This is a genomic window from Streptomyces sp. DH12, from assembly GCF_020873895.1.
In the GTDB taxonomy this organism is placed as follows: Bacteria; Actinomycetota; Actinomycetes; order Streptomycetales; family Streptomycetaceae; genus Streptomyces.
In genome coordinates, this window is sequence record NZ_JAHWGT010000025.1 from 48,226 (window position 1) to 71,751 (window position 23,526).

The window sequence follows — 23,526 nt, forward strand, 5'->3', positions numbered from 1 at the left end:
ACGTAGCAAGATAAAAGTGCTATGTCCCTTATGTCGTGTTGTGGCATGCCGGTCAGGTGCCGGCGGGCGCGTCCTCGCCGTCCGCGTCGAAGTCCGTGTACTCCGGCAGTGTCAGCCGGGCCACCGCGCCGCCGTCCGGCGCGTTCGCGAAGACCAGCTCCGCGCCGATCACGGCCGCCTGCCCCCGGGCGATGGTCAGCCCCAGTCCGTGGCCCTTGCTCCCGCTCTCCGTGCGGAACCGCTGCGGCCCGTGCTCCAGGAGGTACGCCGGGTACCCCTCGCCGTGGTCGCGGACCGTCACCACCGGCCCGTCGACGGCCACCTCCACCGGGTCGCGCCCGTGCTTGTGGGCGTTGGCCAGCAGATTGCCGAGGACCCGCTCCAGCCGCCGCCGGTCGGTCTCCACCCGGGCGTCGCGCACGACCCGCACCGTCGCCCCCGCGCCCGCCGCCCGCACCGCGCGCTCGGCGAGCGGACCCAGCGCGTACACGTCGAGGTCCACCGTCTCGCTGCGCGTGTCGAGCCGCGAGATCTCCAGCAGGTCCTCCGTCAGCGCCCGCATCGCCCGCACCCGGTCCCGCACCAGCTCCGACGGCCGGCCCGGCGGCAGCAGCTCGGCCGCCGCCGACAGGCCAGTGAGCGGGGTGCGCAGCTCGTGCGCCACGTCCGCGGTGAACCGCTGCTCGCTCAGCAGCTTCCCCTGGAGCGACGAGGCCATGGTGTCCAGCGCCCCCGACACCGTCGCCACCTCGTCCTGCGGCCGCGTCGGGTCCTTGGTGCGCGGGTCGTTGACGCGCGCGTCCAGGTCGCCGGCGCTGATCCGCCGCGCCACCTGCGCGGTGAGGTGCAGCCGCCGCGTCACCCGGGTCACCGCGAACCAGCCGACGAGCAGGGTCGCCCCGATGGCCAGCACCGAGGACCCGAGGATCGCCTGGTCCAGGCCGCTGATGGTGCGCGCGCTCAGCGAGTAGTCGACGCGTACGGCCAGGGCCCGCCCGTCCGCCGGGCCCGCCGCCCACATCGTGGGCCGGCCCCGGTGGTCGGCGACCATCGTGCCGCGCTGGCCCCGCGCCGCGAGGTCCCGCAGCGACGGCGGCAGCCCGACCGGGTCGACGGACGCGAACGGCGGCAGCGGCTCGCCCGCCTCGTACGCCCGCGTCACGTCCTCCAGCCGGGACAGCGCCTTCTCCCGGGAGGTGTCCACCGTCTGCCGCGTCACCGACACGTGCACCAGCGCGCCGAGCAGCGCCGCCAGCGCGCAGCACATGAGCGTGATGAACACGGCGGCCTTCCACGTCAGGGTCGCCGTCCACGCCGGTCGCCGCGGCACGGCCCGCACCCGCCCGGCCCGCGCCCGGCGCACGCCGCCGCTCACCGGCCGGCCGCCGGGTCGCCGGCCGCCGGGTCGCCGGCGTGCGGCGTCGGCCCGGGGGTGGCCGCCGGACCCGGCGCCGTCTCCCGCTCGGCTTCCGGGTCGGCCTCCGCGGCCCGCTCCGGATCGGGGTCCGGCGGGGCGGCGGGCTTCGGCGGGTTCGGCTTCACCCGGACGATCTCGTCGCGCGTCGGCAGCATCGTCCGCTGCTGCGCGTCCCACGACCAGGCCGTGCGGTACTCGTAACCGGGGATGCCCGCCGACACCGCCCGCAGGATCAGGTCCCGGCCCGCCAGCTCCACGCTCACCAGCTGCTCGACGGTGGCCATGATCCGGGTGAGCCCGCCGTTCTCCGGCAGGTAGCAGCGCACCGCGACCAGCTGGTCGGGCATCGTGATGCCGACGATCAGCTCGTCCCTGCCGTCGCCGGTCAGGTCGCGGTAGTAGGGCTTGAGGACCGGGCAGGCCTCCGGCGCGCTGCCGCACCGGCGGATCGCGCGGGCCGTCTCCTCGTAGATGCCGTCGGAGCCGCTGTACTGGTCGGGGCGGGCGTCCACCTCGGCGCGGACCACCGCCACCGGGTCGACCGCGCGGACGTCGCCGTCCGACACCCGCACCCCGGGGACCCGCTGGGTGTCGCTCTCGCCGTAGTCGATCGGCGGGGCCGTCACCGGCGGCAGGTCGGGCCACAGCCGTACCGGCCCGACGGCCGTCGGGGTGGCGCCCGCGCTCCGCAGCTCGCCGGCGTTCCCGCACCCCGCCAGCGGCACGAGCAGTGCGGCGGCCGCGGCGAGGGGCAGCAGGCGGGTGGCGGCGCGCACGGCGGTGCGGCGGCTGCGGTGCGGGGTCACGGTGGTTCCGGTGCTCCAGTCGACGGTCCTGCCCCGACCCTATTTCGTCCGCGACACGGCCGCCGTCCGCCGGGGGCGGAGGGGGCCGTCGGGGCGCGGGGCCCACGGTAGGCGGCGGGCGTTGCGATGGGCCCTCGACCGTGTAACAGCCGCCCCACACCCGTACCGCCACCCCGGCGCCCGGGGTGCGGCCCCGCGCCGCAACGGAGCCAGGGCGCCAGGGCGCCACGGGCCCCAGGGCGCCACGGGTGCCACCGCGGTACGGGCGTCACCGCCTCACGGGTGCCACCGCGGTACGGGCGCCACCGCCTCACCGCGGGTGTGAGCTGCCTCCGCGGACGCCGCCGTTCCCGGCGAGCCGCTCCGCCTCCGCGGCGGTGATCTTCCGCTCGACGCCGCAGAACGCGCACTGCGTCCGGTACGAGGTGGAGACGGGGAACAGCGGCACGAAGAAGAGCGTGAACTTCGTGACCCGGCGGCGCACCGCGTGCGCCGCCGGGGTGCCGCACCCGCCGCACACCAGGGTCACCGTCGCCAGGTGGTACAGGTACCCCTTGGTACCGAAGACGATCACTCGGGTGCCTCCGTCGCCGGCTCGCCCAGCGCCCGCCGGCACAGTTCCAGCAGCCGTTCGTCCTGGTGGATGTCGTGGTCGCCGGAGACGCCAGCCGAGACGTTGTGCCGCCGGGTACGGGCCAGCTCGGCGCGCAGCAGCGGCTCGGCCTCCGCCGCCGCCCGGCCCGCGGGCCCCAGTTCGGCGAGGCACTCGGCGACGTCGATCCGGGTGTGGCGGTTCTCCCGCCAGGCGGCCAGCAGCACCGGCAGCGTCTCGCCGAGGCCCCCGGTCACCCGGCTCAGCGCCGTCGCCGCGTCGACGCGCAGCCAGACGTCCCGCGCGGTCAGGCAGGCGCGCAGCTCGGGCGCGGCCGCGCGGGCCGACCCGCCGAACGCCCCGAGCACCCACGCCGCCGCCCGCCGGTCGTGCGCGTCCGGCGCCGACAGCAGCGACCGCAGCCGCGGCAGGACGGCGCCGGCGTCGCCCTCGACGGCCCACAGCGCCCGCGCGGCGGCCGTCGCCGTCCCCGCGCGGGGGTCGTCCAGCAGCGGCCGTACGTCCGCGACCGCCTCCCGGGCCGCCGGGCCGAACGCGGCGACCGCCCGCAGCGCCGACTCCTGCACCCACTCGCGGCGGACCGCCGGCGCCCCGCGCAGCACGCGCAGCACCTCCGGCAGCGCCTCCACCGCTCTCCACCCGGCCAGCGCCAGCAGCAGTGGCGCCGACCGCTCGCCGAGGTCGTCGTCGAGCGGCAGCGCGCCGAGCCGCCGGCGCAGCGCCGGCACCAGCGCGGCGCCCGCCTCGCCCAGGTGGGGGAGCGCGTACAGCAGCCGGCCGTCCGTCTCGGGCCGTTCCAGGGCGCGGGCGAGCACCGGCACGGCGCGGGCGTCGCCGGCCCGGGTCAGCGCGAGCAGGGCGCCCGCCGAGCCGGGCCGGCCGCCCATCCACTCCGTGGCCCAGGGCGCGGGGTCCTCGGCGACGCGCGCGGCCAGGTCGTCCGTGGCGGGCCCGGCCAGCGCGAACAGCCCCTCCAGCCAGCTCGCCGCCGCCGCCCGCAGCCGGGGCTCCGGGTCGTGCAGCTGCTCACCCACGAGCCGCACCACCTCGTCGTACCCGCCGCGCCAGGTGCGCACGAGGCCGCCGCACATCCACACGGCGTCGGTCCGCTGGGCGCCGTCGGGGCTGCGCAATTGGGCGGTGATCAGGGCGATGCGGTCGTCGACCCGGTCGTCGAGGGCGCTGTGCAGCGTACGGAGCAGGTCGTCCGCCCACGCCGCGCCGCGGCCCGCCCGCTGCTCCTCGCGCTCCTCGCGCAGCTGCCCCACGAGGGTCGGCGCGGCGGGGCGCAGATCGGTGGACTCCGCCGGCTGGGCGGGGTGCACGGGGTGCGACGTGCCCAACGCGTCCCGTACACCCGGCACGGCCCAGGAGTTGGCCGAATTAAACGCGTTGGCAGGCAAGTTGAGTGGGGTGCGGCCGGGGCCTCCGGCCGCCCCGGGCGGTCCGCCCGGTCCGCAGGGGCAGCCGCCCCCGGGGCCGTCCGCGCCCGTGCACCGGCCGGGCCCGGCCTGCCGCAGCTCGGTGAGGAGGGCGGTGACGGTCGGTACGACGTCCCCCGGGAGCCGCCCGGGAGCGCAGCGGGCCAGCTGGGCCAGGGCCGCCAGCCGCAGCGCGGGGTCCTGCGCCGCCCCGGACAGCCAGCTCAGCCAGCCGGCCGTCTCGTCGCGCAGCGACTCGTACCGCAGGGCGATCCGGCCGACCGCCTCGACCAGCGCCAGGCGCACCTCGGTGTCCGTCTCGACCGTCAGCCGCTCCCGCAGCAGGTCGAGGACCCGGACGGGGTCGCCGTGCAGCGAGGCCAGCGCGCCCGGGACGGCGAGGCGGACCTCCCGGTCCGCGTCCCCGACCAGCGCCAGGAAGACGTCCGCGCCCGCGGCGACCGCGGCGGCGGCCATGGCGTAGTTGGCGGCGTCCTCGAACTCCTCGTCCTCGGGGTCGAGTTCCTCCAGCTCGTCGTCGCCCGACAGGTCGATGCCGCCGATGCTGGCGAGCAGTTCGACCACGCAGCCGCGGTCCTGCACCTCGGGGCAGGCCACGAGTTCCAGCAGGAACGGGATGCACGCCAGCGTCGAGTCGTACACGTCGCCCTGGTGGTGCACCGAGCCGTAGATCCCGTCCAGCGCCGCCTCGCGCTCCGCCGGGTCGTCGGACGCCAGTCCGCGCAGCAGCGCGGGCACGTCGTCGGCCGGGCCGTAGGCATGACCCAGCGAGGCCCAGTCGACTTCGTCGATCCCCGTGAACATGCCTTCCCTCCCCGTGAACCCTGCACTTGGGGGCAATAGTGCACCACACCGCGGATGGCGATGCCCCGGCAATCGGACACGCCTCGGACACGCTCCGGACACGTCTCCACGCCCCTTTTCCTCTGTTCTCTGCCCGGTTATCGCCCGGCCAGCCCTCCGCCCGGCGGCCGCCCCGGCCGCCCCCGCCGACGGCCCGGCGGGCGCCCCGCGGAGGGCGCCCCGCCTCCCCGCGGGGCCCCGCGCCGACACCCGGCGGCCACTCGTGCGGGCGACCGCCGGACGGCCGTCGCCTACCCGCCGCCCCCGCCACCACCCCCGTCGCCACCGGTCCCGTCACCCCCACGCTCGCCGCGCCCGCCGCCGGCGCCGTCCCCCCTCCCCTCCTTGAGGCGCAGCACCGTGGTGACCGTGTGGCGGGTGGTGCCCTGGGCGACCTCCACCTCCAGCGCGGGCGGCACCGACCGGTACGCCACCTCGCCCAGCCCCACCGCCGTCGCCGTGCCGCCCTCACCGGCGGGGAGGGCGCGCAGCACCGCGCCCGCGCGGGCGCGCAGGGGCGGGGGGAGCGGGCTGGACACGACCGGGGTGTCGTCGTCGGGGAGGACCAGCACGAGGGCGGCCGGGCGCTGCGCCGGACCGGTGAAGCCGACCACCACCGCGTCGCGCGTGTCGGTGTGCCGCAGCTTGCGCCACGCGCGCGTACCGCCCTTGTACGGCTCGTCGAGCCGCTTGACGACCAGCCCCTCGACGCCGATGCCGGGCAGCGTGTCGAACCAGTCGCGGGCGGTGTCCGGGTCGGTCGTCATCGGCACCGCCTGGAGCGGCGGGCCGAGCGCGGCCAGCAGGGCGACCAGCCGCTCGCGCCGCCGGGCGTACGGGCGGGGGCGCAGGTCGGCGCCGTCCGCCGCCAGCACGTCGAAGGCGGCGTACGAGGCGGGCAGCCGCCTCGCCAGCGCGGGCGCCCGGCCCGGGGTCGCCGCGGCCCGGCCCTGCACGGCGGCGAAGTCGGTGCGGCCGTCGGTCCAGACGACGACCTCCCCGTCGAGGACGGTCCCCTCCGGCAGCGCCAGCGCCGCCGCCGCCAGGTCGGGGAAGGCGGCCGTGACCAGGCGGTGCGAGCGCGCCTGGAGGACGACCTCGTCGCCCGCGCCCCGGAACAGCACCATCCGGTGGCCGTCGAACTTCGGTTCGTACGCCAGTCGGCCCGGGTCGCGCGGCAGGGTGCCCACCGTCCGGGCGAGCGCCACCCGGACGGGTGGGAGGACCGGCGTCCTCACGGCTCGGGCACCGGCCCCGCGCCCACGTGCTCGACGAGCGGGCGCAGCAGGTCGCCGTACCGCCGGACGCGGGGCGCCAGGTCGCCGAGGAGGAAGACCAGGGCGCCCGGCTCGTCGCACGCCTCGACCTCCTCCCAGGTCACGGGGGTGGAGACGGTCGGGGTGGGGCGGGCGCGCAGGGTGTAGGGGGCGGCGGTGGTCTTGGCGGCGGCGTTCTGGCTGTGGTCGACGAAGACCTTGCCGGGGCGCAGCGCCTTCGCCATCCGGTGCACCACGTGCCGCGGGTGCTCGGCCTCGGCCTCCACCGCGAGCCTGCGGGCGTAGGCGGAGACCGCCTCGGAGGGGGTCGGCTCGACCGGCACGTACAGGTGCAGTCCCTTGGCGCCGGAGGTCTTCGCGTACGCGGTCAGGCCGTCCCGGGCGAGGCGCTCGCGCAGCCACCGCGCGACCCGGCAGCACTCGACGACGGTGGCCGGGGCGCCCGGGTCGAGGTCGAAGACCATCCGGTCGGCGACGGCCGGCTCCCGGGCCCGCCACTGCGGGGTGTGGAACTCGACCACCAGGTTCGCCGCCCACATCAGCGACGGGAGGTCCTCGACGACCACCTGGCGGGCGCCGGGGTCCTCCGACCGGGGGACCGGCGCGGTCCTCACCCAGTCGGGCGTGCCGGGCGGCGGGTTCTTGGTGAAGAAGAGCTGTCCTTCGGGACCGTCCGGGTAGCGCAGGAAGGACAGCGGCCGGTCCCGCAGGTGCGGCAGCAGCGCCTCGGCGACGGTCGCGTAGTAGTGCAGGAGCTCGCCCTTGGTGGTGCCCGTGGCGGGGTGGATGACCTTGTCCAGGTTGCTCAGCGGGAGGCGCCGCCCCTCCACCTCCGTGATCGGCGTCATAGGATGAGAATCCCACGATTCCGGTACGAAAGGGACGAACCGTGCGATCCATCTGGAACGGCGCGATCTCCTTCGGGCTGGTCAGCATCCCCATCAAGCTGGTGAACGCGACGGAGAACCGGTCGGTCTCCTTCCGGCAGGTCCACACCGAGGACGGCGGCCGCATCCGCTACCGCAAGGTGTGCGAGCTGGACGGCGAGGAGGTCCCCTCGGCGGAGATCGGCAAGGCGTACGAAGAGGCCGACGGCACCATGATCCCGATCACCGACGAGGACCTGGCCTCACTGCCGCTGCCCACGGCGAAGACGATCGAGATCGTCGCGTTCGTACCGGCCTCCCAGATCGACCCGCTCCAGATGGACGCCGCCTACTACCTCGCCGCGAACGGCGTCCCCGCCGCCAAGCCGTACACGCTGCTGCGCGAGGCGCTCAAGCGCAGCGACCGGGTCGCCATCGCGAAGTTCGCGCTGCGCGGGCGCGAACGGCTCGGCATGCTCCGCGTGGTCGACGACGTGATCGCCATGCACGGCCTGCTGTGGCCGGACGAGATCCGCCACCCGGAGGGCGTCGCGCCGGACACGTCCGTCACCGTCCGCGACGCCGAACTCGACCTGGCCGACGCCCTGATGGACACCCTCGGCGAGGTGGACATCGAGACCCTGCACGACGACTACCGGTCGGCCGTCGAGGAGCTGATCGCCGCCAAGGCGGAGGGCGGCGTGGACCTCCCGCGCGAGACGCCGCCGGAGAAGGGCGCCCAGGTGATCGACCTGATGGCGGCGCTGGAGAGCAGCGTGCGGGCGGCCCGCGAGGCGCGCGGCGAGGAGTCGGGCGCGGACGCGGGGTCCGACACGGACGCCGGGTCGGACGGGGGCGGGGACGACGGGGAGTCGGCGTCCGTCACCGAACTGCCGGCCCGCGGGACCCCGCCCCGGGCCCGGACCGCGCCCAAGCAGGGCGGCGCGCGGAAGTCGACGGCGAGGACGGCCAAGGAGTCGGAGGAGCCGCCGGCGCGCAAGTCGACGGCGAGGACGGGCCGGACGGCGGCGAAGAAGACCACCGAGCGGAAGGCGACCGGCGGCACGGCGAAGAAGGCCACCGCCAGGACGAGCGCCAGGTCGGCCTCGGCGGAGAAGGCGGGCGGCAAGGCGGGCGACAAGGCGGGCGGCAGGTCGACGGCCGGGGCGGCCGGCGGGAAGGCCGGGACGGACGGCAAGGCGTCGGGCAAGACGGCCGCCAAGAAGACCACCGGCCGCAAGCGCTCCGCCTGAGCTCCCACCGGGCGGCCAGGACCGGTCCCGGGCCACCGGTGCCGTCCCGTGCCCCCGGGGCCGCCGGAGGGCTCTCTTCCGTGAGAGCCGCCCGGCGGGGTGCCTAGGATCACCGGCATGGCACTGCGACCCGTCCAGGTGAACGTGAAGGCCCTCGACAGCCGGGCGGTCGGCCGGTTCTGGGCGGAGGCACTCGGCTGGAGCGCCTACAGCCCCGGCGTGACGACCTACGTCGGGCCCGCCGGCGGCCTGGTGTGGCCGGACCCGGTCTTCGTCGGCATCGACGTCGTCCCCGTCCCGCAACCCGGGACGGCGACGAAGAACCGTGTGCATCTCGACCTCGCCACCACCTCGGCGGCCCACCACGCGGAGTCGGTCGCCCGCCTCCGGGCTCTCGGCGCGACACCCGTCGACGTGGGCCAGGGCGCGGTGCCGTGGACGGTCCTCGCCGATCCGGAGGGCAACGAGTTCTGCGTGCTGGAACCCCGCGACGTCTACCGGGACACCGGGCCCGTCGCCGCGGTGGTCGTCGACTGCGCCGACCCGCGGGCCATGGCCGGGTTCTGGGGCGAGGCGATCGACTGGACGCTGCACGAGGTGACCGACGACCGTGCCGTGATGCGCTCCGCCGGGGGTGTCGGCCCGTTCCTCGAGTTCCTGCGCACGCCCGGCGCGAAGAGCGTGCCGGACCGCGTCCACCTCGACCTGCTGCCCCGCCCCGGTGACGACAGCGCGGCGGAGGCGGCCCGCCTGCGGGCACTGGGCGCCACCGACCTCGACCTCGGCCAGGGCGACGTGACGTGGACGTGCCTGGCCGACCCGGAGGGCCACGAGTTCTGCGTCCTCGCCCCGTCCTGACGCCCCGCCGAGACGACCGGGCCCCGACGCTTCGGCCCGTCCCGTACGCCCCGGGCTCGCGCGCCGTGACAGCGGGACACGTAACCGAAGCCTGGCGAACGGCCCTTGTCCCGTCATATTCGTTTGCCGCGCGCCGACCCGGTCCGATAGGAAGCCTGCATGCTCAGGGGCAACAAGGTCGGGCTCAGGGCCCGGCACGACGAGGACATCCCGATCCTGCGGGCCGAACTCTACGACGACGTGGTCAACGGCTCGCGGGCCGAGGGCGGGCCGTGGCGGCCCCTGACGCCCGGCACGAAGGACCCGCGGCTCGTGGTGGACGAGAAGGAGCAGCGGCACGTCCCGTTCTCCGTGGTGGAGCTGGACGGCGGCACGCTGGTCGGCATGGCGAACCTGTGGGGCATCGACACCCACAACCGCTCCGCCCACATCGGTCTGGGCCTGCTCCCGGCCTCCCGCGGGAAGGGCTACGGCACCGACGTGGTCGCCGTGCTGTGCCACTACGGCTTCGTCGTGCGCGGCCTCCAGCGGCTGCAGACAGAGACGCTGGCGGACAACACCGCGATGCTCCGCTCCGCCGAGCGCAACGGCTTCGTCCGCGAGGGCGTGCTGCGCTCCTCGGCCTGGGTGCTGGGCGAGTTCCTGGACGAGGTCCTGCTGGGGCTCCTCGCCCGGGACTGGAAGCCGGACGCGCGGGCCTAGGGGGTGTCTTGTCGATCAGGCCGGATCGGCCGGCGGCGGCACCTTCAGGAGCCGGACGACGGGCGCGGCGGAGCGCCCCGGGCGACCCGGACGCGTCCGCCCTCGTACTCGGGGACCAGCTCGACCTGCACCTGATGGGTGGTCTGGCGGTCGACCTGCCCGCCCAGCTCGGCCGTGACCACGCCGATGCGCAGCCCGCCGCGCCCGGCTGCCGACCGGTGCACCTGCACGGTGAACTCCAGGTTCACCTTCTCCACCGTGAACCCCAGGGGGCGGCCCTGAGCCTCGTCGCGGGCCTTCTCCAACTCCCCGCGGATCTGCCGGATCACCTCGGCGAGTCCCACGAAGTCCTGACCGTCCGACATCCCGCACCCCCGTACGTCGCCGTCCCCGCCCCCGCCGTGACCGTCCCCGCCGTCGCCGTCGCGAGGGTCACCGTCCGTCAAGTATGGGGCAGGAGAGGGCCCCGCGCGTATAGTTTCGCACCATGGTGGCCGCCGGGGGTGTCAGCACCGATCCTTCCTCGAACCCGTCCTCGAAGACCCCGCCCTGGGCCGTCCGCATCCGCTGGGGGAACGGCGAGATCGCGGGCGCGGGCGTCCTGTTGAGCCCCGATCGGGTCCTCACCTGCGCCCATGTCGTCGACCCCGGGGCGCCCGTGACCGCCGAGTTCGTCGGCGCTCCCGGCGGCGCCGTCCCCGCCGTGACCGCCTGGGCCGACCCGGACGCGTACGTACCGGAGACCCGGGACGCCGACGGCGACCCCAGCGGCGACGTGGCCCTGCTGCGGCTCGAACACCCCAGGCCCGCCCACGAGACGGTCCCCCTCCACCGGCTGTCCGCGCCCCACCGCACCGTGCGGATGTACGGCTTCCCGTACGAGCACAACGGCGGCATCTGGTTCCGCGCGACCATCATCGGCGGCTGCGGGCGCGACGGACAGGTCCAGTTGGGCCCGCAGACCCCGGGCGAACTGGCCAGTCCCGGGTGCAGCGGCGCCGGAGTGGTCGACGACCTGACCGGCAAGGTCATCGGCATCGTCCTCACCGGGATGCGCGACCGGCACGGCAACTCCTTCTCCTTCATGAGCCCCGCCGAGACCATCGTCCGGCACCTGCCCGGCGTCGCCGCCCGGACCCTGGGCCGCACCGCCGTCGACGACCGGCTCCGCTCCCGTACGGGCGGGTCCGCCGAGCCCGCGCTCGATGAGCCGTTCGCGCAGCGCCTCGCCGGCTGGCTGCGCGGCGACGGCGAGCAGGTGAAGATCAGCCTGGTACGCCCCGGCGACCACGCCAGGGCCGCCACCCTGCGCCGCGCCATCACCCTCGCCGACCGGGAGTTACGCACCACCGCCTCCGTCGACCGGGCGTCCCTCGACCCGCCCGGGACCGTCCCCTCCGCCGGCGGCCACGACCTCGCCCTGGACGCCACCGACTCCACCGCCGAGCGCGTCGCCGAGCGGATCGCCGAACGCATGGGCCTGTGGCAGCACCCGGCCGACCCCGCGACCGACCGGATCAGGGCCGGCGGCGTCCCGCTGACCCTCGTCGTCGTCGGCGTCGACCAGGCCGTCGACCCACCCGCCCTGCTCGACCTCCTCGCCGTCCTCAGGGCACGCGGCAGCCGCCTCCTGCTGGTCTTCCGCGAGAGCGGCGCCTGCTACGAACGCGCCAGGGTCGACCTCGTCGTCCGCCCCGAACAGGAGCGCTGCGCCCGCCTCGTCGCCCGGCTGCGCCGGCTCACCGGGCCGCTCGCCGAGAGCCTCGGCGACGCCATGGCGACCGTACGGGCCGACGACCCGCAGGCCGTCCACGACGCCCTGTACCGGGCGGACGGCGCCCTGCACATCCTCGGCTGCTCCCAGCAGCTCGTCGGCACGGCCGACGGCCCCGACCTCGCCGCGTTCGAGCGGCTCACCGACCGGCTGGCCGCCCGGCTGGCCGCGGCCGCCGACCGGCTCGACGCCCTGCGCCGCCGCCGCGGTGAGCTGGTCGGCCGCCTCGACGGCTACCGCGCCCTGCACCAGGGGGTCACCGAGGGGGCGGAGGACCTGGAGGTGGACGAGCTGCACCGCCGGGCACACCGGCTGCTGCACGCCAGGCCGTGCGACGTCCCGGCGGCGCAGGAGGCGGTCGAGGCGTACACGCGGCTCGTCGAGGGCCGTGACCGGGAGAGACGCGAGCGGGGAGGTGCCGCGCCCGCATGACCGGCCCCCGCCCCGTGCCCTGCCCGCGCGCCGGCTGCTCCGGCGCGGTGATGGTCACCGGCTTCTGCGACACCTGCCACCGCCGCCCGCCCGCGGCGCCGACGCCCACCCCGCCACGGTCTGCCGCGCCTCGGCCGCCCGCGGCGCCGCCCACCGCGCCGGCGACCATGCCGACGCCGCCCACCGTGCCGGACCCGACGGCCCCCGACCGGGCCGCGCCGGGCCGGACCGCCACCCGCCCGGACCCGGCCGGCCCGGACCCGGCCGGCCCGCACCCCGCAGGTCCGGGCGCCGCGGCCGGCGCGGGTACCGAGGCGGGGCCGGGGCCGGAGCCGTACGCGCCCGGGGGGAACGCCGCCGCCCTCGACCGGGACGGCCTCGTCCTGCTCCCGCACGTCCCCGCGCCCGACCCGGCCGCCGCCGCCGGCACCACCGCCCGCCCGCCCACCGGCGGCCGCCGCTGCGGCTTCCAGAACTGCGCCGGCACCATCGGCATCGGCTACGACGGCGAACCCGCCCCCGACCACGGCTTCTGCCCGGAGTGCGGACGGCCCTACTCCTTCGAGCCCCGGCTGCGCCCCGGCGACGAGGTCGGCGGCCACTACCGCGTCCTCGGCTACCTCGCGGCGGGCGGACTCGGCTGGGTCTACCTCGCCGAGGACACCGAGGTCCCCGACCACCTCGTCGTCCTCAAGGGCCTGATCAACACCAGCGACGCCGTCGCCCGCCGCGCGGCCGTCGAGGAACGGCGCTCGCTCACCACGCTCCACCACCGCGACATCGTCCGCATCATCACCTTCGTCCAGCACCAGGCTCCCGGCGAGGACGAGCCCACCGGCTACATCGTCATGGAGTACATCGCCGGCCGCTCCCTCGCCTGGATCCGCTACGCCCCCGAAGAGGAGCTGACCGCCGTCTTCGGACGGCCCTTCGGCATCGACCACGTCGTCACCTACGGCTGCAAGATCCTCGGCGCCCTGGAGTACCTCCACGAACAGGGCCTGCTGTACTGCGACATGAAGCCGGACAACGTCATCCACTACGGCCGTGACATCAAGGTCATCGACCTCGGTGCCGTCCGCCGCGTCGACGACCGCACCTCCGGGCTGGTCTACACGCGCGACTACGCCCCGCCCAAGCGGGAGCGCGACCAGCGCGGCTTCCGGATCGACACCGACCTGTACACCGTCGGCCGGACCCTCCAGGCCCTCGCCACCCGCACCGCCCCCGCCCCCGGGCTCGCCGCCCGCTCCTTCGACGCGCTCGTGCGGCGCGCGACCCACCCCGACCCGGCGGCCCGCTTCACCTCCGCGGCCGAGATGTCCCGCCAGCTGTGGGAGGTCCTGCGCGAACACCAGGCGCTCACCTGGCACGAGCCGTACCCCGAGCGGTCGACCCGGTTCACCCCCACCGCCGTGCTCTTCGGCGCGGCGCTCGGCACCGTCCCGGCCCTGGAGCACTGGACGGCGGACCGCGGCGCCCCGACCACCCGCCCGCACCCCGCGCCGCATCCCACACCGGGACCCGCGTCCGGACCCGCGCCCGGCGGCCCGTCCGGCGTCGGGCCCGGCCGTGCGCCAGGGGCCGTCCCCGGCGGTACGGGGAGCGCGGCCGATGATCCGCCGCCCCCGCCACCCCTGCCCCTGGCGCCGCCCGACCCCCGCGAGGCCGCCCGCGGCCTGCCCGTCCCGATCCCGGACCCGGGCGATCCGGCCGCCGTACTCCTCGCCGGACTCGCCGCCGACAGCCCCGCGCGCATCGCCGAACAGGCCCGCCGGGACCCGGCCTTGGCCACCGCCGAGACGGCGCTGTGGCTGTGCCGCGCGTACGCCCGCGCCGGCGACCCCGCCGAGGCCGGCCGGTGGCTGCGCACCGCCCGGGGGCTGGGCGCGGGGGAGTACGACTGGCGCGTCTCCTGGCACCGCGGCCTGCTCCGCCTGACCGAGGGGCGGGTGCGGGAGGCGGAGGAGGAGTTCGCCGCCGTGTACGCCGCCCTGCCCGGCGAGTGGGCGCCCAAGCTGGCGCTCGGCCACTGCGCCGAGTACCTCACCGCCGACGAGCCGGGGACCGGCGGGCACGAGGACTACTACGAGGCCGTCTGGCAGCGGGACCGCACCCAGGGGAGCGCGGCGTTCGGACTCGTCCGCGCCCGTCTGCGGCGGGGTGACCGGCAGGGTGCCCTCGCCGTGCTCGACCGGGTGCCCACGACGTCCCGCCACCACGACGCCGCCCGCGTCGCCGCCGTACGGGTGCTCGCCGGCCGCCTGCCCGACGGGGGGCCCACGGCGGACACCCTGCGCGAGGCGGTCGTCCGGCTCGACGCGCTGGGCCGGGCGGGGGAGCGGGACGGCGCCTGGGACCGGCTCGTCACGGAGGTGCGGGAGAACGCCCTGGCGTTCCGTCCGCCGGGCGGCTGGGGGCCCGGGTTCCCCGCGGGTGAGCTGCTCGGGCCGCGGGACGACGAGCGGGCCCTGCGCGACCTGCTCTCCCGTTCCCTGCGGAACCTCGCGGACCAGGCCCAGGACGGGGACACCCGCGGCGACCTGCTGGACCGCGCCTACGCGGCCCTGCCGGAGCCCCGCCTGCGGCTCGTACCGACGAGGTGGCGGAGGAGGAGAACCCCGACGACGAGGACCCCGACGGCGACATGACGACGGGGACACGGCGACGGCACCGTGACGGCGGCGACGCCACGGAGCCGCCGCACCACGGAAGGCACCGCACCGGGGAGGAACCCCACACGGAGGACACCGCACCACGGGAACGACGCCACCACGGGGACGCGACGAGGGGGACGCGACGGCGATGAAGCCGGGGGAGACAGCGGAACACGACGGCACGGCGCGGGCCGGCCTGGAGATCAGCCAGTGGAAGTACCTGACCGCCGAGGCGCGCGAGCACGAGATGCACGTGGTGCTGACCGTCCGCGTCGACGGCACGTCCGGCACGCGCGGCGCCGGCGGCACGTCCGACCCGGGCGCCGGGGAGGAGGGCGCGCCGAGCCGCGGCCCGCTGCTCGCGGAAGTGCTGGTCGTCGACTGCTCCAGCTCGATGACGTGGCCGCCGGAGAAGTTCCGGGCCGCCCGCCAGGCCGCCGCCGCGGCGATCGGGATGCTGCCGGCCGGCACGCCGTTCGCCGTCGTGCAGGGCACCGAGACCGCCGCCATGGCCTACCCGCCGACGGAGGGGATGCCGGAGGCGTCCGACGGCCACCGCCGCCGCGCGGACCTGGCTCTCCACGGCCTGGTCGCCGCCGGGGGCACCTGCATCGGCGCCTGGTTGGACCTCGCCCGCCGGCTGCTCGCCGCACGGAACGCCCCGATCGGACACGTCCTGCTGCTGACCGACGGCCGCAACCAGCACGACGAACTGCTCCCGCTCGACGAGGTGCTGGACGCCTGCGAAGGCCGCTTCGTCTGTGACGCCTGGGGCATCGGCGACGGTTGGGACGCCCGGGAGTTGCTGAAGATCACCCGCCGGCTCCACGGCGGAGTCGGCGCCGTCCGCGAGGAGTCGGCCCTGCCCGCCGAGTACGAGAAGCTGACCGCCCGCCTGCTCACGAAGAGCCTCCCCGAGCTGACCATCGAGGTCATGCCCGCACCCGGTACGACGGTCCGCTACCTCAAGCAGGTCTTCCCCACGGAGACCGACCTGGAGCCCACCACCGCCCCCACCAGCCACACCCACCCAACCGCTCAGGCCAGTCCCACCGACCCCACCGCCCGAGCCGTCCCGGCCGGCACGTACCGCTACACCACGCGCGCCTGGGGCGACGAGACCCGCCGCTACCACCTGTGCCTCGCCGCCGACCCCGCCGGCCGGCCCCGCCGCGAGGACCTGCAACTCGCCGTCGTCTCCCTCGCCCTGCCCGGCGCCGCCACCGCCCGGGACGTGGCCCTGCCGCCGCCGCAGCCGTGCGTCGTCCACTGGACGGAGGACCCCGCCCTGTCCCGGCGCACGGACACCCAGGTCGCCCACTTCCAGTTGTACGGGCAGCTCGGCCAGGCCGTCGCGGCCGCCGCCGACGCCTACCGGCGGGGCGAGCGCGACCGGGCCGAGCAGCACCTCGGCCACGGCGTCCGCCTCGCCCACACGGTCGGCGCGGCCCGCCCCCTGGCCGACTTCGCACGGCTCGTGGAGATCGTGGACGCGGCCGCCGGGCAGGTCAGGCTCCGCCCGGATCTCGCGCCCATCGACTTCGAGCACCTCATCACGGCCAGCAGCCACAGCACGTACGGCCCTGACGGGGACGACGAAGCGGCCCTCCCGGACGGTCCCGCCTCCCCCGCCGGCGCGGGTACGGGCGCCCGGCCCACCGCCCACCCGGCCTCCGCCACCGCCCCCTGCCCGGCGTGCGGCGGGCGGTCGCCGGTCGCGGCCCGCTTCTGCCCCCGCTGCGGCCACCGCCTCCAGGAGCGGCCGTGAGCACCACCGCGCGGGACCTCACCCGCAGGCTGCGGCGGCTGCTCCTGCTCGGCACCGCCACGACGCTGGTCCTCTTCGGCGCCTTCCGGGCGGTGCACCACGACGCGGTCGGCCTCGCCACGGCCAGCGCCCCCGGCGTCCTCGCCGTCGACACCGCCAAGCACGCCCTCGTCCAGGCCGGCGACTCCGTACCGGAGGACGGCCTTCAGGACGCCGGCACGGGCGGCTTCCACACCCGGATATCCGTCGCCCACCAGGCCCTCGCGCTCGCCGCGTCCGAGAACGTCACCGGGCTCTCCGGCCGCCGCACCCTGCAGACCGTCACCGGGCTCATCTCCGTCTACTCCGGCTGGGTCGAGCAGGCCAACCGCGAGCCCGACGGCTCCCCGCTGCGCGGCGCCTACCTGCTCTACGCCCACCAGGTCCTCGACGACCCCGAAAGCGAGGAGGACATCATGGGCCGCCTGGACGCCCTGCGCGGGGAGCAACTGGCCGTCGCCGAACGGCAGGCCGCGTTCGGCTGGCCCATGCGGCTGACCTGGGCCGCCGCCGCCGTCCTGACCGCCGCGCTGCTCGGCGCGCTGCTGGAGGCCCAGCGCTTCGCCCGCCGCCGCTTCCGCCGCCCGGTGAACCCGCCGCTGCTCGCCGCGACGGCCCTCTGGACGGTCGGTGCGGTGGCGCTGGCCCGGATCGTGCTCGGCACGCACGGCGACACGGCCGCGTCGGTGGAGCTGCTGCGCGACGGGCCGACGGGCGGCGGCATCGCGGTGGCCGCGTCCGGCGTCGAGGGGCGCCTCGCCGACGCCGGGCTGTGGGCGGCCCTGTCCGACGGCGTCCTCGTCGCCGGGGCCGCCCTGGTGGCGCTGTCCGCGGCCGGCCTGCTGCCGCGCATCGCCGAGTACCGCCACCGGGAGCGCCGATGACCCGCCGTACGTACACCGTCCTCGCCCTGTGCCTGGCCCTCGTCGCGACCGGCGTCGTCGCCGGCGTGTGGTGGACGCACCGCTGGAAGGGCACGGTGACCGTCCTCGGCAACTGGACCGGCGGCGACCGGGACCGGTTCCGCTCCGCGGTCCTCGACCCGTTCGAGCGCGAGCACCGCATCCGGGTCATCTACCAGGGCAGCTCCGCCGAGAGCCAGGTGCTCGCCGCCGACGTGGAGGCCGGCACCCCGCCCGACGTGGTCATCATGCCGGGGCCGGGGGAGCTCGCCGCGTACGCGGCCGCCGGCCGGCTCAAGCCCCTGGACGGGTTGTTCGACCCGGACGACTACGCCCCCATGTGGGCGCCCCGGGTGGCGGGCGGCGTCCACTGGGTCCCGGTGAAGGCCGACCTGAAGAGCATGGTGTGGCACCCGGGCACCCTCGCGGGGGCCGACGTCGCCCGGATCGCGCGGGACCCGGGGGAGTGGTGCCTGGCCATGGAGTCGGGCGCCACCTCCGGCTGGCCCGGCACGGACTGGGTGGAGGACGTCCTGCTCCAGCAGGCCGGCTGGGAGGTGTACGAGAAGTGGGCCACCGGCGTCCTGCCCTGGACCGACCCGCGGGTGCGCGAGGCGTGGACCACCTGGGGCGGCCTGGTGGGCGCCGGCGACGAGCGGCGCGTCGTCCCGGCGCTGCGAGGCGGCTTCCAGGACCCGTGGGACGGACCGGACGCCGCGTGCGACGACGAGCGGTTGGAGCACCAGGCGACGTTCGTCCGCGACGGCGACCACTGGACCGAGGCGCGCGGCCGGTACGTCCACTCCCGCACCGTCGTCCCCGACGCCCGCACCGGCCCGCCCGCCTGGGAGGTCTCCGCCGACCTCGCCGCCATGCTGCGCGACACCCCGGAGGCGCGGGCGCTGATCCGCCACCTCGCCGACCCGGCGACGGAGCAGCCCGGTTTCACCGCCAACCGGTCCGTACCGCAGAGCGCGTACGACGGCGACCGCACCACGGCGCGCATCGACGCGACCCTGCGCGGCCGGGGCACCATGCGGTGCTGGGACGCCTCGGACGCCATGCCCCCGGCGATGCGCGACGCCTTCCACCAGGCCGTGCTGCGCTACCTGGCCGAGCCCCGCGCGCTGGACGGGCAACTCGCCCTGCTGGACCGGGTCCGCGTCCGCCTGACCGTGCCGTGGCTCCCCCCGGTCTGCGGCAACGGCTGACAGGCCCGCGGGAACGGCGGTCACCGGCCGGCCGGCCCCGCACACCCCAGTGCACACCCCCAGCGCACACCCCGGGGTCCGTCCCGTCAGCGCATGCCGACGGACCGCCGCAACGCCTCCCCGGCGAGGGTGACGGCCGCGTCGTGCGTGGCCCGCGCCAGCATGTCCGTACGGATGGGCCCGCCCTGCGCGAGGTGCCGGTCGTAGGGCAGCGGCAGCACCGTCACACCCGGCTCCCGCAGGTGCGCGACGGCCGTCTTCAGGTCCAGCGTCATGTCCGGCGCGTTCGACGTCAGGGCGACGACCGTGCTGTCGATCGCCCGGTGCGGCAGCCGGGACAGCCAGTCCAGCACCACCCGCGTACCGTTCACGCCCTCGGCGGTGCGCGGCGCCACGATCACCCGGGCGTGCGCGGTGTCCATCGCGGTACGGGCGACCTCCCCCGGCAGGGTCTCGCAGTCGACGACCGTCACCGCGAAGTGCCGGCGCAGCGCCAGCGACACGGTCCGGTACGTCGGCACGTCCAGCGGCGGGCCCACGCGCCCCTGGCTCGCCGGGAGCAGCCACCCGCCGCCGGGCACGGGGACGAGGTAGCCGGTGATGTCGTTCAGGTCCATCGAGGGGGTGAGGATCCGTGCCAGCTCCGGGCACGACCAGCGCACCGACGGGGCGCCCATCCGCACGGCCAGCGTGCCGAGCGCGGCGTCCGCCTCCAGCGTCAGCACGGGGTCGGGCCGCAACTGCGTGAAGGTACGCCCCAGCAGCGCGGCCACGGTGGACTTCCCGACCCCGCCGCGGATGGACGTCACGGCGATGACCCGCCCCGCCGGCACGGGCAGCCGCGCCTCGCGCCCGCCGCGGCCCTGCGCGACGACCTCCTTCGCGGCGGGCGACGCCAGCCCGCGCAGCGACTGCCCGACGCGCCGCACCGCGGAGTCACCGTGCTGCGGGCGGCCGAGCGCGGACGCGAGCCGCGCGTCGACGGTCGGCACCGACTCCGGCGCCGGCAGCGCCACATAGGGCCTGCGCGTCAGATGGTCGCCGTGGGTCATGCCGCACTCCTAAGCGAAGGTGCCGGGGCCACCGGGGCGAGCGGGAACGCGCAGCCGCGCACAGCCCACGTCGACACCCCCACCGCACTCACGCGTTCGAACCTACCACCGGCCCAACACGCCCGGCCCGAGGCCCGCCTGGCCCGAAGCCCGGCCTGACCCGGGGCCCGCCCGGCCCCCACGGAGTACGCAGCCCCACCCACCGCCCACGGCGACCCACCGCCCACGGCGACCCACCGCCCACGGCGGCCCACCGCCCACGGCGGCCCACCGCCTACGGCGGCCCACCGCCTACGGCGACCCACCGCCTACGGTGACCCACCGCCCACGGCGGCCCACCGCCTACGGCGGCCCACCGCCTACGGCGGCCCACCGCCCACGGCGGCCCACCGCCCACGGCGGCCCACCGCCCACGGCGACCCGGCGGTCACCCGGCGGCAGCGCCCTCGGCTTCCTGCACTTGCTCCAGCAGCTCGTCCTTCTTCATCGAGGACCGCCCCTCGACGCCCAACTGCCGGGCACGCTCGTACAACTCGTCCCGGGTGAGCCCGGCGAGGTCCTCACGCCCCGCCCCCTCACCCCCGGAACCACCGGAGCCCCCCGCGTCACCGGCGTCACCCGACCCGCCGGCGAGCTCCTCCGCCCGCTGCCCGGCGAACTCCTCGCCCATCCGCCGCAGCCGCTCCTCGTCGAACGCCTCCCCCAGCGCGGGCAGCAGGTCCTGCTCCTCCTCCTCGACGTGGTGGCGCACGGCCTCCACCCACTTGCCGAGTTCCCGGTCGAACTCCTCGCTCTCCCAGTCGAGTCCCAGCAGCCGACGGCCGAGCTCCTCCGCCTCGTGGTGCTCCTCGGTGGCGTGCTCCACCTCGTCCTTCTCCCCGGCCTCCTTCACGAGCGCCGGGTACACGTGCTTCTCCTCGGCGCGACTGTGCGCCTCCAGCATGGCCACCGCCAACGGCAACGCGAGCGGCCGCACGCTCCGCTCCTGCTCCATCATCGTGAAGAGCCGCTCCAGCTCACGGTGATCGGTCTTGATCATGGTGACGACGTCCTCGGCCACGACAGGCCCCTTTCGTCCGCGACGAACAACCACCCTCCGCATGTCCCGAACCCCCCGATCAATGCCGCCCTTCACCCCACCGCCGAAACACCGGGGCCGCCGAGCCCGGCTACCCCACCTGCCTCGGACGAGCGCATAGGCTGCCGAACCATGGACGTGCTCGCGGTACTGGACGAAGCGGTGGCCGCGCTGAAGGCCCCGCTGGGAGAGGACGACCGGGCGCAGGGCTGGACCGACGATCTCCGCCGAGAGGTCCAGGAGGAGATCTCGGTCGACCGCTCGGCGCTGCGCCGCCACGGCCCGGACACGGCACGGCATCTGCGGCCGCGCTTCGACGAGTGGCTGGAGCACGAGGGCGTCCGGCCGGGCCGCCTCCGGGCGCTGGTCATCGACGTACAGCGCACGCTGCTGGAGGCCCGGACCACGACGTGAGCCCCACCGCCCGACCCGGCAGGCACACAGCCCGCAGCCGACCCACTGCAACACCCGACAGGAAGACGGAAGCGCGACCGGACCGAACCCAAAACCCCCTACCGGCCCCAGCCGGAATGGAAGCCACCCACCCGGGCGCACGCCGCCGGCGTCAGACGCCCGGCGTCAGGCGCCCCGCACCACCCGCCCGGCATCAAGCCTCAGGCATGCTCCTGCGGGTCTTCACACACGGCGGCCTCGTCCTCTCCGAACTCCGGAGCCCGGAAAGGGTCCCTCGTCGGAGGCGGCAGGGCCGTGGCGGAACGGTGGGACGCCCCTTCCGGGGCGGAGAACAGCGGGGTCAGATCGATGAGAGGTCTCTTCTCTGGTCAGGGGGCCCGGACGCACCGGTGCTACAGCTTGGTCACCTTGGCGTACGGGCTCAGGATCCGCTTCTGCGCCGACCCGAAGTCGACGAGTGCCGCGATCCCCTCCTCGACACCGATCACCCGGCCGAGGCCGTACATGTCGTGCGTCACCTGGTCCCCCACGGCCAGGTGCGGCGGAACCGGCGTGGCCCGGGCCTTGAAGGGGCTGGTGGGCAGATGGCGCTTGAGTGCAGGAGGCTTTGTCATCTTCCTCAGTATGCGCCAGCTAAAGCCCCCCGCGCTCCCGTCGTCCGCGTCGGTTTGGACACAACATCCCGACCGCGGCCGACCGCAGCGATGCTCGGACTCGGCCGAACAGACCGCCGGCAATGCTCTCGTCGACCGTTCTCGACGATCAGCCGATGGTCGTACCGCCAGGCCGCTCAAGGCACTGCGCGAACTCGCCGCTGCGTCGAAGAGGGGCCCCGACGCGACCACTGATCCCACCAGGTGGCGCCGGTCGTGACCGCCGGGTGTGAGACGACCTTGACGTGGGCTACGACGCGGTCGCCGGCAGATCACCGAGGTCGAACGTGGGCTCCGTACGTGTGCCCCGTCCGAGCGTTCGTCGGCGCTTCGGCCGGCCGGCCGGTTGCAGCAGCATCAGACCTTGATGACGGTGGCGCTGCCGCCACAGAGCGTGATAAGGCCCTCGGGGTCGGAGGTGAGGATCGTGACCGGACCCGGGGCGGTCAGGGCAGTTGCGGCGAGCATGGCGTCGATGGCGCATTCGTGGCCGTGCAGGGCGGCTTCGGCGAGCAGAGTGGCGGCGCGGCGGGCGATCGGTTCGGTGATCGGTTCGATGATCAGTCGGGAGAGCGTCCACTCCAGGGCCGGGCGGTTGATTCGGGGGTGGACCACTTCGACGAGGGTGGCTGCCGAGGTGATCACGCGCAGGTCGTCGGCGCGGGCCAAGGCGAGCCAGGCGGTGACCGTTCGGTCGCGCAGCACGGCCTTGGCCAGTCCTTCGCTGTCCAGGACGAGGGTGCCGCCGGGGACCGCGGGGGAGCGGGTCACGCTGCGCCCGCCCCGTGCTGTGCCTGTTCGCTTCGCGCCTCGGCGAGCTGGTCGCGCAGGGACTGGACCTCTTCGTCCGTGACGAGTCCGTGCTCGGCCTCGGCGACGGTGATGAGTTCGTTGAGGTTGTCGCGTTCGATCTGGCGGGCCACGGCCGCGGCCACGTAGGCGGACAGGCCGGAGGGGCCGCTGCGGGCCTTGGCAGCCTCGGCGATGTCGCGCGGCATGGTGATCGAGTACTTGCCGGTAGGGTCACTCATGCTACCTATCCTACCTGCTATCCCACCCTTGGTGCGGAGCTCTCCGGCCGACGCGGCCGGCCCCGGCGACGCGTCGACCTGGAGGGAGACGGTGGATGTCGTGCGGAGTTCGGCAGGCCGGGTACGCGTGGCGGCAAGAGGGGGGCGCGGGCCGAGCAAGGGTTGTGATTGCCGCGCAGCCCCGCCGAGAACGTGCAACGGGGCGGACGCCGGATGCGGCCCTCGAACGGGCAGGCAGCGGCGTCGAGGTCCTCATGAACTGATACGGGAGGCGCCTCTACCGGCGTCGGACCCTCGCCGACAGGGCGCTTCGACATCCTTCTGACTGCGTACAACTGAAGGCTCGTCACGATCCTCGCGGCGAACCGGGCGGCCCCCATGAACCTCGCGTCCCGCAGATGTCCCGCAGTCCACAGAGAGCTTCATACACAAAGAAAC

At 75.9% G+C, this 23,526-nt stretch carries 21 protein-coding genes; 9 read left to right on the forward strand and 12 right to left on the reverse strand.

Annotated features, from left to right (window positions below; all coding sequences use genetic code 11):
- Nucleotides 1-52: 52 nt before the first annotated feature.
- From LPA54_RS22505 to ligD, 6 genes are all read right to left on the reverse strand, one after another.
- Entirely contained in the window at nt 53-1,339 is a 1,287-nt protein-coding gene (locus tag LPA54_RS22505; RefSeq protein ID WP_228980685.1) for a HAMP domain-containing sensor histidine kinase, read from the reverse strand.
- Nucleotides 1,340-1,371: 32 nt separating this feature from the next.
- Entirely contained in the window at nt 1,372-2,193 is an 822-nt protein-coding gene (locus tag LPA54_RS22510; protein WP_228980687.1) for a hypothetical protein, read from the reverse strand.
- Nucleotides 2,194-2,533: 340 nt separating this feature from the next.
- A complete protein-coding gene (locus LPA54_RS22515; RefSeq protein WP_228980618.1) occupies nt 2,534-2,797 on the reverse strand; it encodes a zinc ribbon domain-containing protein in 264 nt (87 codons plus the stop codon).
- Nucleotides 2,794-5,082, reverse strand: coding sequence for a HEAT repeat domain-containing protein (locus LPA54_RS22520; RefSeq protein ID WP_228980620.1), 2,289 nt, complete (start codon nt 5,080-5,082; stop codon nt 2,794-2,796). The genes LPA54_RS22515 and LPA54_RS22520 overlap by 4 nt, the downstream gene beginning before the upstream one ends.
- Before the next feature lie 290 nt (nt 5,083-5,372).
- On the reverse strand, nt 5,373-6,359 hold the full coding sequence (locus LPA54_RS22525; protein ID WP_228980622.1) for an ATP-dependent DNA ligase: 987 nt from the start codon (nt 6,357-6,359) through the stop codon (nt 5,373-5,375).
- Nucleotides 6,356-7,246 carry a non-homologous end-joining DNA ligase gene (ligD, locus tag LPA54_RS22530; RefSeq protein ID WP_228980623.1) on the reverse strand — a complete coding sequence of 297 codons (891 nt, stop codon included), beginning with the start codon at nt 7,244-7,246 and terminating at the stop codon, nt 6,356-6,358. Before ligD ends, LPA54_RS22525 begins: the two co-directional genes overlap by 4 nt.
- Nucleotides 7,247-7,287: 41 nt before the next feature.
- Here ligD and LPA54_RS22535 point away from each other — a divergent pair, with 41 nt between their 5' ends.
- From LPA54_RS22535 to LPA54_RS22545, 3 genes are all read left to right on the forward strand, one after another.
- Nucleotides 7,288-8,517, forward strand: coding sequence for a Ku protein (locus LPA54_RS22535; RefSeq protein WP_228980624.1), 1,230 nt, complete (start codon nt 7,288-7,290; stop codon nt 8,515-8,517).
- Between the two features lie 117 nt (nt 8,518-8,634).
- A complete protein-coding gene (locus LPA54_RS22540) occupies nt 8,635-9,375 on the forward strand; it encodes a VOC family protein (RefSeq protein WP_228980626.1) in 741 nt (246 codons plus the stop codon).
- Nucleotides 9,376-9,534: 159 nt separating this feature from the next.
- Nucleotides 9,535-10,077 carry a GNAT family N-acetyltransferase gene (locus LPA54_RS22545; protein ID WP_228980627.1) on the forward strand — a complete coding sequence of 181 codons (543 nt, stop codon included), beginning with the start codon at nt 9,535-9,537 and terminating at the stop codon, nt 10,075-10,077.
- Nucleotides 10,078-10,121: 44 nt separating this feature from the next.
- Here LPA54_RS22545 and LPA54_RS22550 read toward each other — a convergent pair whose 3' ends face one another.
- A complete protein-coding gene (locus tag LPA54_RS22550) occupies nt 10,122-10,442 on the reverse strand; it encodes a trypco2 family protein (RefSeq protein WP_228980628.1) in 321 nt (106 codons plus the stop codon).
- 122 nt (nt 10,443-10,564) lie between these two features.
- Here LPA54_RS22550 and LPA54_RS22555 point away from each other — a divergent pair, with 122 nt between their 5' ends.
- The 5 genes from LPA54_RS22555 (at nt 10,565) to LPA54_RS22575 (ending at nt 18,860) form a co-directional block, all read left to right on the forward strand.
- Nucleotides 10,565-12,283 carry a serine protease gene (locus LPA54_RS22555; RefSeq protein ID WP_228980629.1) on the forward strand — a complete coding sequence of 573 codons (1,719 nt, stop codon included), beginning with the start codon at nt 10,565-10,567 and terminating at the stop codon, nt 12,281-12,283.
- On the forward strand, nt 12,280-14,934 hold the full coding sequence (locus LPA54_RS22560; protein WP_228980630.1) for a serine/threonine-protein kinase: 2,655 nt from the start codon (nt 12,280-12,282) through the stop codon (nt 14,932-14,934). The genes LPA54_RS22555 and LPA54_RS22560 overlap by 4 nt, the downstream gene beginning before the upstream one ends.
- A gap of 154 nt (nt 14,935-15,088) precedes the next feature.
- A complete protein-coding gene (locus LPA54_RS22565) occupies nt 15,089-16,708 on the forward strand; it encodes a VWA domain-containing protein (RefSeq protein WP_228980631.1) in 1,620 nt (539 codons plus the stop codon).
- Nucleotides 16,705-17,631: a hypothetical protein gene (locus LPA54_RS22570; protein ID WP_228980632.1), complete on the forward strand. Its 927-nt coding sequence runs from the start codon at nt 16,705-16,707 to the stop codon at nt 17,629-17,631. Before LPA54_RS22565 ends, LPA54_RS22570 begins: the two co-directional genes overlap by 4 nt.
- On the forward strand, nt 17,628-18,860 hold the full coding sequence (locus LPA54_RS22575; protein WP_228980633.1) for an ABC transporter substrate-binding protein: 1,233 nt from the start codon (nt 17,628-17,630) through the stop codon (nt 18,858-18,860). The genes LPA54_RS22570 and LPA54_RS22575 overlap by 4 nt, the downstream gene beginning before the upstream one ends.
- Nucleotides 18,861-18,946: 86 nt before the next feature.
- On the opposite strand, the gene LPA54_RS22580 is transcribed toward LPA54_RS22575, so the two are convergent.
- Nucleotides 18,947-19,912, reverse strand: a complete 966-nt coding sequence (locus LPA54_RS22580) for a type VII secretion protein (RefSeq protein ID WP_228980635.1) — start codon at nt 19,910-19,912, stop codon at nt 18,947-18,949.
- A gap of 427 nt (nt 19,913-20,339) precedes the next feature.
- On the reverse strand, nt 20,340-20,972 hold the full coding sequence (locus tag LPA54_RS22585) for a hemerythrin domain-containing protein (protein WP_228980638.1): 633 nt from the start codon (nt 20,970-20,972) through the stop codon (nt 20,340-20,342).
- A 150-nt stretch (nt 20,973-21,122) separates the two neighbouring features.
- On the opposite strand from LPA54_RS22585, the gene LPA54_RS22590 reads away from it, so the two are divergent.
- Nucleotides 21,123-21,404 (forward strand): hypothetical protein, encoded by a 282-nt coding sequence (locus LPA54_RS22590; RefSeq protein ID WP_228980639.1) that lies wholly within the window; start codon nt 21,123-21,125, stop codon nt 21,402-21,404.
- Between the two features lie 392 nt (nt 21,405-21,796).
- On the opposite strand, the gene LPA54_RS22595 is transcribed toward LPA54_RS22590, so the two are convergent.
- From LPA54_RS22595 to LPA54_RS22605, 3 genes are all read right to left on the reverse strand, one after another.
- Nucleotides 21,797-22,018, reverse strand: coding sequence for a CarD family transcriptional regulator (locus LPA54_RS22595; RefSeq protein WP_228980642.1), 222 nt, complete (start codon nt 22,016-22,018; stop codon nt 21,797-21,799).
- A gap of 396 nt (nt 22,019-22,414) precedes the next feature.
- Nucleotides 22,415-22,828, reverse strand: a complete 414-nt coding sequence (locus LPA54_RS22600; RefSeq protein ID WP_228980643.1) for a DNA-binding protein — start codon at nt 22,826-22,828, stop codon at nt 22,415-22,417.
- A complete protein-coding gene (locus LPA54_RS22605) occupies nt 22,825-23,088 on the reverse strand; it encodes a CopG family transcriptional regulator (RefSeq protein ID WP_228980644.1) in 264 nt (87 codons plus the stop codon). The genes LPA54_RS22600 and LPA54_RS22605 overlap by 4 nt, the downstream gene beginning before the upstream one ends.
- Between the last annotated feature and the right edge of the window lie 438 nt (nt 23,089-23,526).